26 protein-coding genes are annotated in these 15,199 nt (G+C 46.0%); 23 read left to right on the plus strand and 3 right to left on the minus strand.

The annotated features are described in order from the left end of the window. Positions 1-27: 27 nt before the first annotated feature. The 3 genes from EAO36_RS03215 to EAO36_RS03225 are packed head-to-tail and all read right to left on the minus strand — an operon-like array spanning position 28 to position 3,518. Positions 28-1,320, minus strand: coding sequence for a 2,3,4,5-tetrahydropyridine-2,6-carboxylate N-succinyltransferase (locus EAO36_RS03215; RefSeq protein WP_120948260.1), 1,293 nt, complete (start codon positions 1,318-1,320; stop codon positions 28-30). Further along, on the minus strand, positions 1,307-2,398 hold the full coding sequence (gene ispG / locus EAO36_RS03220; RefSeq protein ID WP_205586157.1) for a flavodoxin-dependent (E)-4-hydroxy-3-methylbut-2-enyl-diphosphate synthase: 1,092 nt from the start codon (positions 2,396-2,398) through the stop codon (positions 1,307-1,309). The genes EAO36_RS03215 and ispG overlap by 14 nt, the downstream gene beginning before the upstream one ends. Positions 2,399-2,450: 52 nt before the next feature. Further along, positions 2,451-3,518 carry an ATP-binding protein gene (locus EAO36_RS03225; protein WP_120955695.1) on the minus strand — a complete coding sequence of 356 codons (1,068 nt, stop codon included), beginning with the start codon at positions 3,516-3,518 and terminating at the stop codon, positions 2,451-2,453. A 135-nt stretch (positions 3,519-3,653) separates the two neighbouring features. Between EAO36_RS03225 and rpsJ the strand changes: the two genes are divergently transcribed. Genes rpsJ through EAO36_RS03340 form a run of 23 tightly spaced genes read left to right on the plus strand, consistent with a single transcriptional unit; the run spans position 3,654 to position 15,084 of the window. Next, positions 3,654-3,971, plus strand: a complete 318-nt coding sequence (rpsJ, locus tag EAO36_RS03230; RefSeq protein ID WP_120948258.1) for a 30S ribosomal protein S10 — start codon at positions 3,654-3,656, stop codon at positions 3,969-3,971. Positions 3,972-4,012: 41 nt separating this feature from the next. Beyond that, entirely contained in the window at positions 4,013-4,597 is a 585-nt protein-coding gene (gene rplC, locus EAO36_RS03235; RefSeq protein ID WP_120955696.1) for a 50S ribosomal protein L3, read from the plus strand. Further along, positions 4,594-5,205 (plus strand): 50S ribosomal protein L4, encoded by a 612-nt coding sequence (gene rplD / locus EAO36_RS03240; RefSeq protein WP_120948256.1) that lies wholly within the window; start codon positions 4,594-4,596, stop codon positions 5,203-5,205. The genes rplC and rplD overlap by 4 nt, the downstream gene beginning before the upstream one ends. A gap of 10 nt (positions 5,206-5,215) precedes the next feature. Continuing rightward, a complete protein-coding gene (locus EAO36_RS03245) occupies positions 5,216-5,497 on the plus strand; it encodes a 50S ribosomal protein L23 (protein ID WP_120948255.1) in 282 nt (93 codons plus the stop codon). 9 nt (positions 5,498-5,506) lie between these two features. After that, on the plus strand, positions 5,507-6,337 hold the full coding sequence (rplB, locus tag EAO36_RS03250; RefSeq protein ID WP_120955697.1) for a 50S ribosomal protein L2: 831 nt from the start codon (positions 5,507-5,509) through the stop codon (positions 6,335-6,337). Beyond that, positions 6,337-6,618, plus strand: coding sequence for a 30S ribosomal protein S19 (rpsS, locus tag EAO36_RS03255; RefSeq protein WP_053941807.1), 282 nt, complete (start codon positions 6,337-6,339; stop codon positions 6,616-6,618). Before rplB ends, rpsS begins: the two co-directional genes overlap by 1 nt. 30 nt (positions 6,619-6,648) lie before the next feature. Next, positions 6,649-6,975 carry a 50S ribosomal protein L22 gene (gene rplV, locus EAO36_RS03260; protein ID WP_120948253.1) on the plus strand — a complete coding sequence of 109 codons (327 nt, stop codon included), beginning with the start codon at positions 6,649-6,651 and terminating at the stop codon, positions 6,973-6,975. Then, a complete protein-coding gene (gene rpsC / locus EAO36_RS03265) occupies positions 6,976-7,677 on the plus strand; it encodes a 30S ribosomal protein S3 (protein WP_006016769.1) in 702 nt (233 codons plus the stop codon). It abuts the gene before it with no gap. 2 nt (positions 7,678-7,679) lie between these two features. Continuing rightward, a complete protein-coding gene (gene rplP, locus EAO36_RS03270) occupies positions 7,680-8,105 on the plus strand; it encodes a 50S ribosomal protein L16 (protein ID WP_120948252.1) in 426 nt (141 codons plus the stop codon). Then, entirely contained in the window at positions 8,092-8,292 is a 201-nt protein-coding gene (gene rpmC / locus EAO36_RS03275; RefSeq protein WP_120948251.1) for a 50S ribosomal protein L29, read from the plus strand. Before rplP ends, rpmC begins: the two co-directional genes overlap by 14 nt. Then, positions 8,282-8,542 (plus strand): 30S ribosomal protein S17, encoded by a 261-nt coding sequence (rpsQ, locus tag EAO36_RS03280; RefSeq protein WP_006016772.1) that lies wholly within the window; start codon positions 8,282-8,284, stop codon positions 8,540-8,542. Before rpmC ends, rpsQ begins: the two co-directional genes overlap by 11 nt. After that, on the plus strand, positions 8,543-8,911 hold the full coding sequence (rplN, locus tag EAO36_RS03285) for a 50S ribosomal protein L14 (protein WP_104629617.1): 369 nt from the start codon (positions 8,543-8,545) through the stop codon (positions 8,909-8,911). Beyond that, positions 8,912-9,139 carry a 50S ribosomal protein L24 gene (rplX, locus tag EAO36_RS03290; RefSeq protein ID WP_006016775.1) on the plus strand — a complete coding sequence of 76 codons (228 nt, stop codon included), beginning with the start codon at positions 8,912-8,914 and terminating at the stop codon, positions 9,137-9,139. A gap of 3 nt (positions 9,140-9,142) precedes the next feature. After that, a complete protein-coding gene (rplE, locus tag EAO36_RS03295) occupies positions 9,143-9,688 on the plus strand; it encodes a 50S ribosomal protein L5 (RefSeq protein WP_120948250.1) in 546 nt (181 codons plus the stop codon). After that, positions 9,688-9,873: a type Z 30S ribosomal protein S14 gene (locus EAO36_RS03300; RefSeq protein WP_120948249.1), complete on the plus strand. Its 186-nt coding sequence runs from the start codon at positions 9,688-9,690 to the stop codon at positions 9,871-9,873. The genes rplE and EAO36_RS03300 overlap by 1 nt, the downstream gene beginning before the upstream one ends. Positions 9,874-9,882: 9 nt before the next feature. Next, the gene (gene rpsH / locus EAO36_RS03305; RefSeq protein WP_120948248.1) at positions 9,883-10,278 is read left to right on the plus strand and encodes a 30S ribosomal protein S8; all 396 of its coding nucleotides are present in this window, start codon (positions 9,883-9,885) and stop codon (positions 10,276-10,278) included. A 9-nt stretch (positions 10,279-10,287) separates the two neighbouring features. After that, complete coding sequence (rplF, locus tag EAO36_RS03310) at positions 10,288-10,824, plus strand: 50S ribosomal protein L6 (RefSeq protein ID WP_120948247.1); 537 nt, start codon at positions 10,288-10,290, stop codon at positions 10,822-10,824. 12 nt (positions 10,825-10,836) lie between these two features. Continuing rightward, positions 10,837-11,193 carry a 50S ribosomal protein L18 gene (gene rplR, locus EAO36_RS03315; protein ID WP_120948246.1) on the plus strand — a complete coding sequence of 119 codons (357 nt, stop codon included), beginning with the start codon at positions 10,837-10,839 and terminating at the stop codon, positions 11,191-11,193. A gap of 9 nt (positions 11,194-11,202) precedes the next feature. Next, positions 11,203-11,643: a 30S ribosomal protein S5 gene (gene rpsE / locus EAO36_RS03320; RefSeq protein WP_013890422.1), complete on the plus strand. Its 441-nt coding sequence runs from the start codon at positions 11,203-11,205 to the stop codon at positions 11,641-11,643. Positions 11,644-11,652: 9 nt separating this feature from the next. Next, the gene (rplO, locus tag EAO36_RS03325) at positions 11,653-12,057 is read left to right on the plus strand and encodes a 50S ribosomal protein L15 (RefSeq protein WP_120948245.1); all 405 of its coding nucleotides are present in this window, start codon (positions 11,653-11,655) and stop codon (positions 12,055-12,057) included. Further along, entirely contained in the window at positions 12,057-13,316 is a 1,260-nt protein-coding gene (gene secY, locus EAO36_RS03330) for a preprotein translocase subunit SecY (protein ID WP_104638572.1), read from the plus strand. The genes rplO and secY overlap by 1 nt, the downstream gene beginning before the upstream one ends. Continuing rightward, positions 13,316-14,077 carry a type I methionyl aminopeptidase gene (gene map / locus EAO36_RS03335; protein ID WP_120948244.1) on the plus strand — a complete coding sequence of 254 codons (762 nt, stop codon included), beginning with the start codon at positions 13,316-13,318 and terminating at the stop codon, positions 14,075-14,077. The genes secY and map overlap by 1 nt, the downstream gene beginning before the upstream one ends. A 2-nt stretch (positions 14,078-14,079) precedes the next feature. Further along, the gene (locus tag EAO36_RS03340) at positions 14,080-15,084 is read left to right on the plus strand and encodes a L,D-transpeptidase family protein (RefSeq protein WP_185962996.1); all 1,005 of its coding nucleotides are present in this window, start codon (positions 14,080-14,082) and stop codon (positions 15,082-15,084) included. Positions 15,085-15,199 lie beyond the last annotated feature (115 nt).

The following is a 15,199-nucleotide window of genomic DNA, read 5'->3' on the forward strand; positions in this document are numbered from 1 at the left end:
TGATAAAAGTTTAACACAAGCCCAGCATCAGTCATGCAAGCTCTGATTGAGGGTAATCTTGCGCGTGCTTCTAAAAGCCACCATTTTTCCACTTTGGCTACATTGTCTAAAATGCACGCCATGGAGCTCTGAAAGCTCTTTTCCTTTATACAGATTATCTGCACGGGGTTTAAAATCGGTATTCACAGCTTGAAGTTGCTCTGCATCCTCGCTTGAGAGTTCAAAAATTGTGCCCGCCAACACTCCAATGCCCCCATCCACAATGCACCCATCGCCCAAACTGATGCCCACCACGCAATTAGCCCCCAGCAAGCAATTCTTACCAATGCTAATGGGTTTGCTATTGCCTCCAGAGAGTACACCTAAAATGCTTGCCCCTCCGCCAATATCTGTGCCCTCGCCAACAATCACAGAGGAGCTGATCCGCCCCTCATTCATGCAAGCCCCCTCTACACCAGCATTAAAGTTAATGTAACTAGCCCCGGGCATTTGGGTATAACCCCCCTTACCCAAATACGCCCCAAAGCGTGTCTTAGCACTATCTAATAGGCGGATATTATCATATTGAGGGATCACCTGCATCAAGTAACGGGGGAATTTATCCACAAAATCAATACAAGGGTAGGCATCCCGCATTTTTAAATTGACCTCTTGCTCTCTGAGCCAATCAAGTTCATAGGGAGTATTCCCACTCCAAGCGACATTGGGCAGGAGATTAAAAATACCCTCTAAATTCAAACTACGCAATGGGGCTTTACCCAAAGAGAGGGCTAAGAGTTTCATGTAAGCACTCTCCAAACTTTGGCATGGCTTATCCGCATACAGCACCACCAAATGATAATTAAAACAATCTTGCATGGAGACTTTAGAAACATGTTGCTGGGTTTCATGGTCGTAACTGGTGTAGGGATCAAGACTAGAAGGCGTGTAATAAAGGCGTTTCTCTCTAAAAGCCTTGATGAGTTCCACAAGCACTTGGATATTTTTATGCTTGTTTTCATCTTGCAAGGTCTCTTCCAAGAAGGGGGCATAGAGTTTGAGGGCTTGTTGGATAAAGGCTTTATCCACGCCATAAACCACTTCAGATGCTTGCTTGTCCTCTGCATCCATTTGATACAGCGGGACACTATCTTTCACCACGCCCATAAAAACTGAATAAGAGCCTAAATTTTCCTCCCCCCAGTTTAAAACTGGATAGGTCACGCTCAAGGGTTTCCCGCTCTTTTGTCCGCGTTGGACTTTGGCAATCCCAAAGGCTAGGGGTTTGCGGTATTCTGGGGAGTTTTGGTAATTACTCACAAAGAGTTTAAATTTTTGCATATTTTTCCTCGTTTTGGTGTTGGTTGGCTAAAGCTTGCACCTCAGCAACAAAGGTTTCTAACAGTTGATCTTCGGGAAGTTTGTGGATCACCTGCCCTTTTTTGATAATTAAACCGCTTTTTTTGCCAAAGGCAATGGCGATGTCGGCATGCTTTGCCTCCCCTAGGGCATTGACCACACAGCCCATCACGCTCACATCTAAGGGGATTTTAATATGGGCTAGACGTTGCTCTACTTGTGCCATCAAAGCGACTAAATTAGATTCAATGCGCCCACAAGTGGGGCAAGAGATGAAGGTAATACCCTCTTTTTGCCGTCCGCTGTAGCGCAAAATCGCCTTAGCGACTCTAATTTCTTCCTCTAGCTCGCCCGTGATAGACACACGCACGGTATCTCCAATGCCTTGCCGCAATAAATGCCCCAAAGCCATCGCACTTTTAATGCTTGCATGGAACAAGCTCCCCGCCTCTGTAACACCCAGGTGAAAAGGGTATGCAATCAAAGGGCGTAATTGCTCGTAGGCTTGTATTGTGCGTTCCACATCGCTAGCCTTAAGCGATATTTTAATATTGTTAAAGCCCGCATCTTCAAGCAACTTAATATTATAAAGGGCAGATTGCACCATGCCCTCAGCACTCGCGCCATATTTGATCTCAAATTGCTTTTCCAAGCTCCCCCCATTGACCCCAATACGGATTGGCAAGTTGCGGGCACTGCAAGCCTTAGCCACCGCCTCGATCTTGTCTTTAGAGCCGATATTGCCCGGATTGATGCGGATACCATCCACGCTTTCAGCGGCAATTAAAGCCAAGTGGTGGTGGAAGTGTATGTCGGCAATTAAAGGCAAGCTCGCCACTTTTTTAAGCTCTTTGAGGGCGTTTGCGTCCTTTTTATGGCGCACCGCCACGCGTACAAAGTCCGCTCCGGCTAACTTCAAGCGGTCAATTTGCCCCTTAGTGGCTTCTATGTCGCAGGTTTGGCTATATGCCATGCTTTGGGTGCTAATGGGCGCACCCCCACCCACAGGCACAGTACCGACAAAAATTTGCTTGGTTGGCACACGGGCGATCAAAACCATCCTTTAGACTTGGATCAAAAGGGTATTTTAGCCCAAAGTGGCTAAGAGAGAATTAAAGGGTCGGGAGAATATTGAGGCAAAAATGGCTAAAACTATAAGTTTGGTAGGTCTGCCCACTAGCAATCCGACCGACATGGGTGTAGTTGATAGAGATAACCAAGATGGGCATGGGGGGCAGGACTTTTAGGAGTAAGGATAGATGGTGTTCTAAACTCTCTGGGGTGGGGAAAGCATAGGGAAAACAAGCAAAGGGGCTAGAACTCTGCACGATCAAACAAGTGCCGTGGTAGTGTAGAGATTTTGAACCAAAGTGGCGGATTAATTCCAAAGCGACCATATTCTCAAAAACGGGGACTAGGGAGTGGGTGTGGCTAAAAGCATAGGGCAGAGCAAAGTCGTAGAAGTAAATTTTGGGGGGGGCTTTAAAATAGCTAGGGACTAAAAAAAGAGTTAGGCTTTTTTGCAAGGTAGCTAAAAAAAAATAAAGCGTGTCTTTGGAGGTTCTGATGTGTTTTTTAAGCTGGGTGTAGAGGTGGTGGGTGCTGATACTCTTGGCTTGGAAAAAAAGAAGGGCTTTAAACAGATCAAAATGCGCACCAAAGCTAAGAGCACAGATGTCTTGTTTGTAGCGAATTTTGGCATGGGCGGGTAGAAACAGCATAGCGGGCAAATTGCCTTCTTTTAAGAAACGGGCCAGGAGGGCGGGAGGGTCTTTTTTGCAAAAATGCACAAACTCGGCAAAATTTAAGGGCATGGTGGGCTGGCAGATAAAGTGAGCGGGGGCGTGGATGGGCGTGCTATCTATGATGATGGTGGGCACGCTGGGGGGGGTAAAATCTGCAGGCGGGCGGTTAAGAATCAATAAGCCTAGGGGGTTGGTATCACAAAAGGTGTGGATATGAGCACGCATGGAATCTATGAGGCGTGCATCTTGAAAATCCACATAGACAACCTTTTTAAACGCACGTCCAAAGCAGAGAGCCAAACTATTTTTGCCCGACTTAGGGGGTCCATATAAGAGCATGGAGGGCTTGAGGGTATAAAAACGCGTGGCTAATACCCGCTGGGTGCTGGCTAGCTCAAAGCTACTTTCTAAAATGCTGCTCACCATCTCTTGCATAGGTTATCCTAGTCTAGTTTTCCTTTAAAAAAGGATAATAATATTTAAACCTATGCCCGTAAAAGCCCATTTTAACCTTGACTAATGCTTTATTTTATAATAAAATCGTGGTTTTTAAATTTGCCAAGGATTAAGATGGAAAAGATACGACTCAAATTAAAAGCCTATGATCACCGCGTTCTAGATCGTTCGGTGGTGGCGATCGTTGAGGCTGTCAAACGCTCCGGCTCAGAGATTAGGGGTCCCATTCCTCTGCCCACCAAAAATAAGCGTTATACGGTCCTACGCTCCCCACATATCAACAAGGACTCTAGAGAGCAATTTGAGATCCGCGTGCATAGCCGTTTGATTGACATCATGTCCGCTACGCCTGAAACCGTGGATAGCTTAATGAAATTAGATTTAGCTCCAGAGGTAGATGTAGAGGTAACTTCTATGGAAGGGAAATCCTAGCAGGCACTCTGTGTGCGTGATTTTTTAATGGGAGAAAAATAATGGAGTATTTAGTCCAAAAGATTGGCATGAGCCGTATGGTTGGGGCACAGAGTGTCCCGGTTACCTTGCTGAAGGTTTTAGAGAGTAAGGTGTGCGCGCTTAAGGAAAATGGGAAGGCTTTGGTCGCTTATTCTTTGTACAAACGACACAATAAAGCCATTGCAGGACAACAAAAAAAATACCAGCTCAGTAAGGAGTTTAACCGCTTTGCAACTTTGAGTGGTCCAGAAGAACTAGGCGATCTAAAAACAGATGCTCTAGAGAGTGCCCACAAAATCAAAGCCACTTTTTACACCAAAGGACGGGGCTTTAGCGGTGCGATGAAGCGTTGGAACTTCCAGGGTGGTCCAGCAGCGCATGGGAGTCGCTTCCACCGCCGTTTGGGTTCTATTGGTAATAGAGAATGGCCCGGGCGTGTGCAAAAGGGCAAGAAAATGGCAGGTCGCTATGGGAATGAAAAAGTAACATGCCACAATGAAGTGATCTCCTTTGATAAAGAAAGTAAAATCCTCGTGCTTAAGGGCTCTGTAGTGGGCTATGCGGGAGCTTATGGTCGGATCAGTGTCCAGAAGGAGAAAAAATGAAAGCACAAGTCTTAGATGCCCAATGCCAAGTGGTGGGTGAATTGGATTTACCCGCTAGGTATGCCCAAATTAATGCCCATAATCTTTACTTGTATGTCAAGCATTACCGCGCCCTAGCCCGTGCCAACACAGCTAAAAGCAAAAATCGGGGCGAGGTGAGCGGAGGCGGTAGAAAACCTTGGAGTCAAAAGGGCGGGGGGCGCGCGCGCGCAGGTAGCATCACTTCGCCCGTGTTTGTAGGTGGGGGCGTATCGCATGGTGCGACCAATAACCGCAATTATGATCTCAAAATCAATAAAAAGCAGAAAAAACTTGCTCTAGAATATGCACTAGGTCAAAAGGCTCAAGATCGAAGACTCTTAGTGGTGGATCAAATTGAAATCCCTAGTCGTAAAACCAAAGATGCGCAAGTTTTTGTCAAAAATCTCAACCAGCGCGATGTGCTCTTGGTGGTGCAACATCTACAAGAAGGCACAGACTTAGCTTTTAGAAATTTACCCAATTGTTTTTTGGTGGAAACAAGCGAACTGAATGCCTTTTTAATCGCTACATTTAGTGCGGTGGTTATCGAAAAAGCAGCGTTTAACACGCTTGTGTCAGTTCAATGAAGGAGTGGTAATGGCAGATATTACAAACATCAAATCCATACTTTACACTGAAAAATCCCTATCTATGCAAGAAAATGGGGTGATTGTGGTGCAAACCACCATGGGTGTGAGTAAAAACCAGCTCAAGGCGATTTTTAAAGATTACTTTGGTTTCGTCCCCCTAAAAATTAATTCTTTGAGACAAGAGGGCAAGGCGAAACGCTTTAAGGGTCGTTTGGGACGGCGCAATGACTATAAAAAGTTCTATGTCAAAGTCCCCAAAGATGCCAATATTACCGCTTTGAGCGCATAAGGAGAATGCATGGCAATTAAAACTTATAAACCTTACACACCTAGTCGCCGTTTTATGAGTGGCTTAAGCTCTGGCGACATCACAGCTAAAGCAGGTATCAAAAAACTTTTAGTCAAATTGCCCGTGCATGCAGGGCGCAACCACAGCGGGAAGATCACCAGTCGCCACAAGGAGGGTGGAGCTAAAAGACTTTACCGCATCATTGATTTTAAGCGCAATAAATGGGACATTGAGGGCAGGGTGGCAGACATTGAATACGATCCTTATAGGAATGCGCGCATTGCCCTAGTGGTGTATCCAGATGGGGACAAACGCTACATTTTACAGCCTAGTGGGTTGAAAGTGGGTGATGTGGTGGTCGCTGCTGAGGGTGGGCTAGACATTAAAACTGGGTTTGCCATGAAGCTTAAAAATATCCCTATCGGGACCATCGTGCATAATGTGGAAATACACCCAGGGGCGGGCGGACAGCTGGCTAGGAGTGCGGGCATGAGCGCACAGATCATGGGTAAAGAGGGCAAATACACGATTTTGCGCATGCCCAGCGGAGAAATGCGTTATATTTTGAGCGAGTGCATGGCTACAATCGGGGTGATGGGCAATGAGGATTTTATCAATGCTAGCATTGGCAAGGCAGGGCGTAATCGCTATAGGCGTGTGCGCCCGCAAACTAGGGGAAGTGCCATGAACCCTGTGGATCACCCACACGGGGGTGGTGAGGGCAAAACTGGTTCTAGCGGGCACCCCGTATCACCTTGGGGACTTCCTGCCAAGGGCTATAAAACTAGACGCAAAAAAGCAAGCGATCGTTTGATCATTTCACGCAAGAAAGGCAAGTAATGGGAAGGTCAATTAAAAAGGGTCCTTTTATAGACAAGCATCTAATGGATAAGACGCTCAAACACAAAGCCAAAAAAGACAACCGCCCCATTAAAACATGGTCGCGCAGAAGCACCATTTTACCCGATATGATCGGACTCACCTACAATGTGCATAATGGGCGCATCTTTATCCCTGTCTATATCACTGAAAACCATGTTGGCTATAAACTCGGCGAATTTGCCCCGACTAGGACTTTTAAGGGGCATAAGGGCACCGTGCAAAAAAAGATAGGCAAGTAACATGGCAAATTATCACACAAAGGACAACTCATGAGCGTGGCGTTACTCCGCTATACCAGACTTTCTCCAACCAAGGCGCGTTTGTTGGCTAGACAAGTGCAGGGCATGAACGCCGAGGTGGCGATTGCTCGCCTGGAATTCACCCCCAACAAGGCTGCCCGCATTCTCTCTAGGGTGATCAGCGCAGCAGTCTATAACGGACAATATGACTCTAAAGAGGTAGAGGTCTTAAGTTGCCGTGTAGATGCGGGTCCCGTGCTAAGAAGACACATGCCCCGCGCAAGAGGGCGCGCCACTTCTATTAGAAAGCCCACCGCACACATTAGAGTGGAAGTGGGCAAGGGAGGACAAAAGTAAATGGGACAAAAGGTCAATCCAATTGGTTTAAGACTGGGTATTAACCGCAACTGGACTTCCCGCTGGTTCCCTAGCCATGAAACCGTTGCCAACATTGAGGAAGACTACCGCATCCGCAAATTCCTTAAAAAAGAGCTCTACTATGCTGGAGTCAGTGAGATTTTGATTGAACGCGCGGCTAAGAAGTTGCGCATCACCGTTGTAGCCGCACGCCCGGGACTCATCATTGGTAAAAAAGGCGTGGATATTGAAAAAGTCAAACTCTCTTTAAAAAATCTGATCCGTAAAGAAATTTCGGTGAATATCAAAGAAGCCAAACGCCCTCAAGCAGACGCACAACTTTGTGCCGAAAATGTGGCCACCCAGTTAGAAAAACGGGTTGCCTTTAGACGGGCGATGAAAAAGGTCATGCAAACGGCTATGAAAGCGGGGGCTAAGGGCATTAAGGTGCGTGTTTCAGGGCGTTTAGCTGGGGCTGAAATCGCACGCACGGAGTGGTATATGGAGGGGCGTGTGCCACTGCATACCTTGCGGGCTAAAATCGATTATGGCTTTGCGGAGGCTTTCACGGTTTATGGCAATATTGGTGTAAAAGTTTGGGTTTTTAAAGGCGAGGTGTTGCATAAAGGCATCCAATCTGAGAAACGCGAGGAAAACGAGGAACGCGCTCCCAGAGCGCGCACTAGGAAAGGGAGAGAATAGCCATGTTGATGCCTAAAAAGACCAAGTACAGAAAGCAGATGAAGGGGCGCAACCGGGGCAAGTCCTACCGAGGCGTACGGCTTGCCTTTGGCGACATTGGCATTAAAGCTATAGAACATGGGCGCATTGACTCACGCCAAATTGAGGCGGCACGGGTGGCGATGACGCGTCACATCAAGAGAGCGGGTAAGGTGTGGATTCGGGTTTTCCCCGATAAGCCTTTGACAGCCAAGCCCTTAGAAACTAGGATGGGTAAGGGTAAGGGCTCCGTGGAAAAATGGGTGATGAATATCAAACCCGGGCGCATTGTCTACGAAATGCTAGGCATTGAGGAGGGTTTAGCACGGGAGGCATTGGCTTTGGCACAAAGGAAATTGCCTTTCAAAACCAAGATCGTAACCAAAGAGAGCGAAAATGAAATTTATTGAGTTGCAAGACAAAAACAAGGTGGATTTGGAGGAGTTGCTGAAAAATAAGAAGTTAGAACTCTTTGAATTGCGGGTCAAACTCAAGACGATGCAACTAAGTAACCCCAATGAAATCAGAAGAGTGCGTAAAGACATCGCTAGGATTAGCACCGCTTTAAGCACATTAAAGGCAGGACATGGAAACTAAGCAACCGCATAAACGCACCATTCAGGGCAAGGTCGTGAATAAAATTGATGCGTGTAGTGCTGTGATTTTGGTTGAAAGAAAGGTGCTCCACAAAAAATACCGCAAAATTGTTAAACGCTTTAAAAAATACACCATTGACGATCGCCAAGATCGCACGCAGGTGGGCGATTTTGTGAGTGCTGTCGAATGCAAGCCCGTTTCTAAAACTAAAACCTTTGCGCTCAAAGAAATCATTGTTAAGGGAGTGTAAGTGATTCAGAGTTTTACTAGGTTAGTGGTGGCAGATAATAGCGGGGGCAAGGAGATCATGTGCATCAAAGTCTTAGGAGGTAGCCATAAACGCTATGCGAGCGTGGGCGATGTGATTGTGGCTTCTGTAAAAAAGGCAATCCCTAATGGCAAAGTCAAAAAGGGGCAAGTTGTCAAGGCGGTGATTGTACGGACAAAAAAGGAGGTGCAGCGGCCTAATGGTTCTTTGATCCGTTTTGATGATAACGCAGCGGTGATCTTAGATGCTAAGAGAGACCCCATCGGCACGCGTATTTTTGGACCGGTAAGCCGGGAAGTGCGTTATGCCAATTTTATGAAAATTGTCTCTTTGGCTCCGGAGGTTTTGTAAATGAAGTGCAAGATTAAAAAAGAGGATATGGTGAAGGTGATTGCTGGAGATGATAAGGGCAAGGTGGGTAAGGTGTTAGCAGTCTATCCTAAACGCTCTTTAGTCGTGGTAGAGGGTTGCAAATTAGTCAAAAAAGCCATTAAGCCCACAGATGATAACCCCAAGGGCGGGCATATCCAAAAAGAAATGCCCATGCATATCTCCAATGTTAAGAAAGAGAAGGAGTAAAACATGCATGGCTTGAAGAGCTTCTATGAAAAGGAAGTGAGACAGAAATTAGCTCAAGAGTTGGGAATTAAAAATCCCATGTTACTCCCTAAACTAGAAAAGGTTGTGTTGAGTGTGGGGGCGGGGGATTATGCCAAAGACATGAAAGTGATGCAGAACATTGCCCAGACTCTCTCTTTGATCGCGGGGCAAAAGGCGGTGATCACCACAGCTAAAAAATCAGTCGCGGGCTTTAAAATCCGTGAAAAAATGGCTGTAGGTGTGAAAGTTACTTTGAGAAATAAGGTGATGTTCAACTTCTTGGAAAAGTTGATTGTGATCGCTCTGCCTAGAGTGAAAGATTTTAGGGGCGTGTCTAGGAATGGCTTTGATGGGCGGGGTAATTATGGCTTTGGGTTAAACGAACAGCTCATTTTTCCCGAGGTGGTTTATGATGACATCATGGTAACCCATGGGCTCAACATCGCCATCATCACTTCGACAAACAGCGACAAGGAGGCATTTAAGTTGTTAGAATTACTTGGAATGCCATTTGCGAAAGGACGCTAATGGCTAAAAAATCAATGATCGCAAAAACCCAAAGAAAAGCCAAGTTCAAGGTGCGTGCCTACACCCGTTGCAACATTTGCGGACGACCACATTCTGTCTATAAGGACTTTGGCTTGTGCCGGGTGTGCTTGAGAAAAATGGGCAATGAGGGACTCATTCCGGGTCTTAGAAAAGCAAGTTGGTAAGGGGTAGCCATGGTGAATGATATTGTAGCGGATTCTTTGACTCGCATCCGGAATGCAAGCATGAGGCGTTTAGAAGTAACCCAACTTTACTATGCTAAAATTGTGGTTTCGATCCTAGACATCTTCAAGGTAAGGGGCTTTATTGCCAACTACCACATCAAGGAAAAGGATAATAAGCCCTTTATCTCGGTGGAGTTGGCTTATGATGAAAAGGGTAGATCGCTGATCAATGAGATCAAACGTTTGAGCAAGCCGGGCAGGAGGGTTTATAAACAATCCAAAGAGCTCAGACGCTTTAAGAATGGGTATGGTGTGATTGTGGTGAGCACTTCTAAGGGTGTGATCACCAATGAGGAAGCCTACAAGCAAAATGTAGGTGGCGAAGTGCTTTGTAGCATTTGGTAGGAGCATGGCATGTCAAGAATTGGAAAACGCGTGATTAATATCCCTAGTGGGGTTCAGGTTAGCCTAGAGGGTTCATGCCTGCATTTTAAGACCAATAAAGCTAGCCAGCAACTTGAAACGCATGGACGGGTAAAGATCATCTTGGAAGGTAGCACCTTGCGTTTCGAGCCCGTAGGAGAAAGCGCACAAGATCGCGCTTTTTGGGGGACTTATGGGGCTTTGGCACATAATATTGTTGTGGGGCTGGATAAGGGCTTTAGCAAGAGCTTAGAGGTGAATGGCGTGGGCTATAAAGCGGCTTTGGGGCATAGAGTTTTGGAGCTCACTCTAGGTTTTAGCCATCCGGTTAAATACCCTATCCCTGAGGGTGTGGAAATTGCGGTAGATAAGAATGTGATCACCATCAAGGGAGCTAACAAACAACAGATCGGACAGATTGCTGCAGATATCCGAGCCTTCCGTCCCCCAGAGCCTTACAAGGGCAAGGGAATCAAATACAGCGACGAAGTGATTATCCGCAAAGCCGGTAAAACATCTAAAAAATAGGCAGAGGTTACCATGACAAAGAGTGTTTTAGAAAAAAAGAAGACTCAAAGAGTCAAACGCAAGTTGCGTATCCGCTCTAAAATCTTTGGGACTTTGGAGCGGCCTAGAGTGAGTGTGTTTAAGTCCAATAAGCACCTCTACGCCCAAGCGATTGATGATAATAACCACACCACCCTAGCCCATGTCGATGGGAAAAAACTAGGGCTAGGCAAGAATATCGAAGATAGCAAAAAGGTTGCGATCGCTTTTGCTGAAAACTTGAAAGCTAGGGGTATTACCCAAGTGGTCTTTGATCGCAATGGGTATCTATACCATGGCGTGGTGGCAGCTTTTGCTGAAACTTTACGCGAAAATAATATCGCCCTTTAAAGGATGGACATGGAAATTAATCGAGAAGAGTTCCAAGAAGTGGTCGTCAATATCGGGCGGGTTACCAAGGTTGTCAAAGGTGGTCGCCGCTTCCGCTTCAATGCCTTAGTGGTTGTGGGTAATAAAAATGGCTTGGTGGGCTTTGGTTTGGGCAAGGCTAGAGAAGTGCCTGATGCGATCAAAAAAGCCATTGATGATGCCTTTAAAAACATCATTGAAGTCAAGATCAAGGGCACGACTATTGCGCACGATATCGAGCAAAAATACAACGCAAGTAAAATTCTCTTAAAGCCTGCAAGTGAAGGAACGGGGATCATCGCTGGGGGCTCTACCCGCCCCATGATTGAATTGGCTGGCATTAAAGATATTTTGACGAAGTCTTTGGGGTCTAACAACCCCTATAATGTGGTGCGCGCTACCTTCCATGCGCTCTCTAGAATCAAGGCTTAAGGAGTTTGCATGGCATTAGAACAACTCAAACCCGCTAAGGGGAGTGTCAAGGGCATTAAACGCGTGGGTAGAGGGCAGGGCTCTGGTATGGGTAAAACCTCCACGCGGGGGGGCAAGGGACAGACTGCCCGCACGGGTTATAAACAAAAAAGGGGCTTTGAGGGGGGGCAACAACCCTTGCAACGCCGTTTGCCTAAAGTGGGCTTTAAAAGCCGCACTAAAGGGCTCACCTACAGCATTAATGTTGGCAAGCATCCCGAGATTTTGAAGCTAGAAACCTTGAGTTTGGAGCTGATTAAAAAAGTCCATCACTTCCCCAGTTACATTGAAAGGGTGAAGTTAATTGGCATGGGGGCAAAAGATTTAGCCTCTAGAATCCAAGATGAGAGAATCACCACTAGCGGACAAAAATAATGACAAAAGCCATTGCCACTAAGATTTTCATCACACTGGGCTATCTCTTCCTTTACAGAGTTTTAGCCTATGTCCCCATCCCGGGAGTGGATTTGGCAGCCATCAAATCGTTTTTTGACAGCAATTCTAGCAACGCTTTAGGCTTATTTAACATGTTCAGTGGGAATGCGGTTTCGCGTTTGAGTATCATCTCTCTAGGCATCATGCCCTACATCACCGCTTCGATTATCATGGAGCTATTAAGCGCAACCTTTCCCAATCTAGCTAAGATGAAAAAAGAGCGCGATGGCATGCAAAAATACATGCAGATCGTGCGCTATGCGACTATTTTGATCACCATTATCCAAGCGGTGAGCGTATCTTTTGGATTACGCAGTATTGGGCATGGTTCTAATGGGGCTATTATGATTGGCATGCAAACTTTCTTGTTGATCGCTACCTTTTCGATGCTCACCGGTACGATGTTGCTCATGTGGATTGGTGAGCAGATCACCCAAAGAGGGGTGGGCAATGGGATCAGTTTGATTATTTTTGCTGGGATTGTCTCGGGGATTCCTTCTGCCATTGCGGGAACCTTCAACCTAGTCAATACTGGGGTCATCAATGTTTTGGTCTTGATTGGTATCTTTGCTATCATCCTAGCAACAATCTTTTCCATTATCTATATCGAGTTGGCCGAAAGACGCATCCCCATTTCCTATGCTAGAAAAGTGATGTTGCAAAACCAAAACAAACGCGTTATGAACTACATCCCCATTAAGCTAAACTTAAGCGGGGTGATTCCGCCCATTTTTGCTTCTGCTTTGCTAGTTTTTCCCTCCACCATTTTGCAAGCCTCCTCTAATCACATCTTGCAAGCCATCGCGGATTTTCTCAACCCACATGGGTATGCCTATAACATTTTAATGTTCTTGCTCATCATCTTTTTTGCCTATTTTTACTCTTCCATTGTCTTTAATGCTAAGGACATCGCCGATAACTTAAAGCGCAATGGTGGGTTTATTGCAGGTTTGCGCCCGGGCGAGGGGACAGCTAACTTTTTAAATAGTGTAGCGAGCCGTTTGACTTTTTGGGGGTCTTTGTATTTGGCGGTTATCTCTACATTGCCTTGGATTTTGGTTAAGGCGATGGGCGTACCCTTTTACTTTGGGGGGACAGCGGTGCTCATCGTGGTACAAGTGGCGATTGACACCATGAAAAAGATCGAGGCGCAGATTTACATGGGCAAATACAAAACCCTCAGTGCTGTGGGCTTTTGATGGCGATTGCCCTAAGAAGTCCTAAAGAAATTGCCCTTTTAGCCAAAGCGGGTCAGGTCGTGGGGCAAACCTTAAAACTCTTGGAGCAAAAGGCACAGGTGGGGGTGAGTTTGTTAGAGCTGGATGCTTTGGCTGAAGAAAATATCTACAAAATGGGGGGCAAGCCCGCCTTTAAGGGGCTCTATGGTTTTCCTAACACCCTTTGCACTTCTGTCAATGAAGTGGTGATCCATGGGATTCCCACAGATTACAAACTCCAAGAGGGCGACATTGTGGGGCTGGACTTAGGTGCATCTATAGAGGGCTATTTTGGCGATGGGGCGATCACTTTGGCAATCGGGCATATAAGCCATTTGGATCAAAACTTGATCGCTTGTGCTAGGGATTGTCTGTATGAGGCCATTGGAGCCTTGAGGGTGGGCATGCACTTTAAGGAGTTGAGTCAAATTTTAGAGCAGGGAATCACTAAGAGGGGATTTGTGCCCTTGCTGGACTTTTGTGGGCATGGAATTGGCAGATACCCTCATGAAGAACCCCAAATCCCCAACTACCTAGCCCCGGGGGCGAGCCCTAAAAGTGGTCCTAAGATCAAAGAGGGCATGGTTTTTTGTTTAGAACCGATGGTGTGTCAAAGAGAAGGCAATCCCAAGATTTTAGAAGATCGATGGAGCGTAGTTTCTAGCGATGGACTGAGGACCAGCCATTACGAGCACACCATTGCGATCACCAAGGGCAAAGCGAGAATTTTAACGGAGATTTAAAGATGATTTGTTTTAAGGGTGCGCGGGCTTTAGCCCTATCTGTCTTGTTGGGTGTGGGTGCTCAGGCAGATTCGTTGGTAGATTTTGTCAATACCTATCGCCAAAAGGGCATTGAGGCCTTAGATAAGCTCTTGCAGTCTTATTTGACCCAACAGCAGTTTTGGGAAGATGTTTTGTCCAAGCAAGATACTATTTATGGCTATTATGAAAAATTAGATTATCTTTTTGTGATCAACAAGGCTAGACCCCAACTCTCGCTTTATAAGATCGAAGATGGCAAGCTTGATAGAGTGGGGGATAGTAAGGCTTTAGTGGGTTCTAAGCCCGGATATAAGTTATTGGAGGGGGATAAAGCAACGCCTATTGGTGTTTACCAAATCATGCGCAAACTCACCGGTCTGAGTGCCTATTATGGACCCTTTGCCCTAGAGACTAATTACCCCAATGCTTACGATCGGGCTTTAAAGCGCACCGGACATGGCATTTGGATTCATGGACTCCCCTTGAATGGCAATCGAGACGATCTCAATACAAAGGGGTGTATTGCTATTGATAACAATATTTTAAAGGACTATGACAAATTAGTCAAGGGCAAAAAAGCCTTGTTGGTGGTCTATGAGGGGCAATTTGCACCTGCTACTAAAAAAGACTTAGCGTTAGTTTTGAGTAGTCTGTATGCGTGGCGTTTAGCATGGGCTAAAAACGACCTTGCCTCCTACCTCGAATTTTATGCCTCTGACTTTAAGCATGCCAGTGGGATGGATTTTAAAGCCTACCAACGCTTTAAAGCCAAGATTTTTGCTAAAAATGAGAATAAAACGATCCGCTTCTCACAAATTAATGTTACTCCCTACCCCAACAACGAGGATCGTTCCCTATTCCGTGTCGCTTTCATACAAACCTACGAGGCTTATAAGCATAAAAAACTTGCTTATTCTTCACATGGTCTCAAAGAGCTCTACGTAGAGATCAAAAACAACAAGATGCAAATTTTGACAGAAAAGTAATACCTGAGCCTTAATCATAAACTAGACAAATAGGACGGTATTTTGAGTGGGAGTTTGTATGAAAACCCAGTCCTTGATTCGGCGATGCCAAAAGAGCACTCCAAGCACCCTGGTT

The sequence above is a fragment of the Helicobacter mehlei genome (assembly GCF_003660265.1).
Taxonomy (GTDB): domain Bacteria; phylum Campylobacterota; class Campylobacteria; order Campylobacterales; family Helicobacteraceae; genus Helicobacter; species Helicobacter mehlei.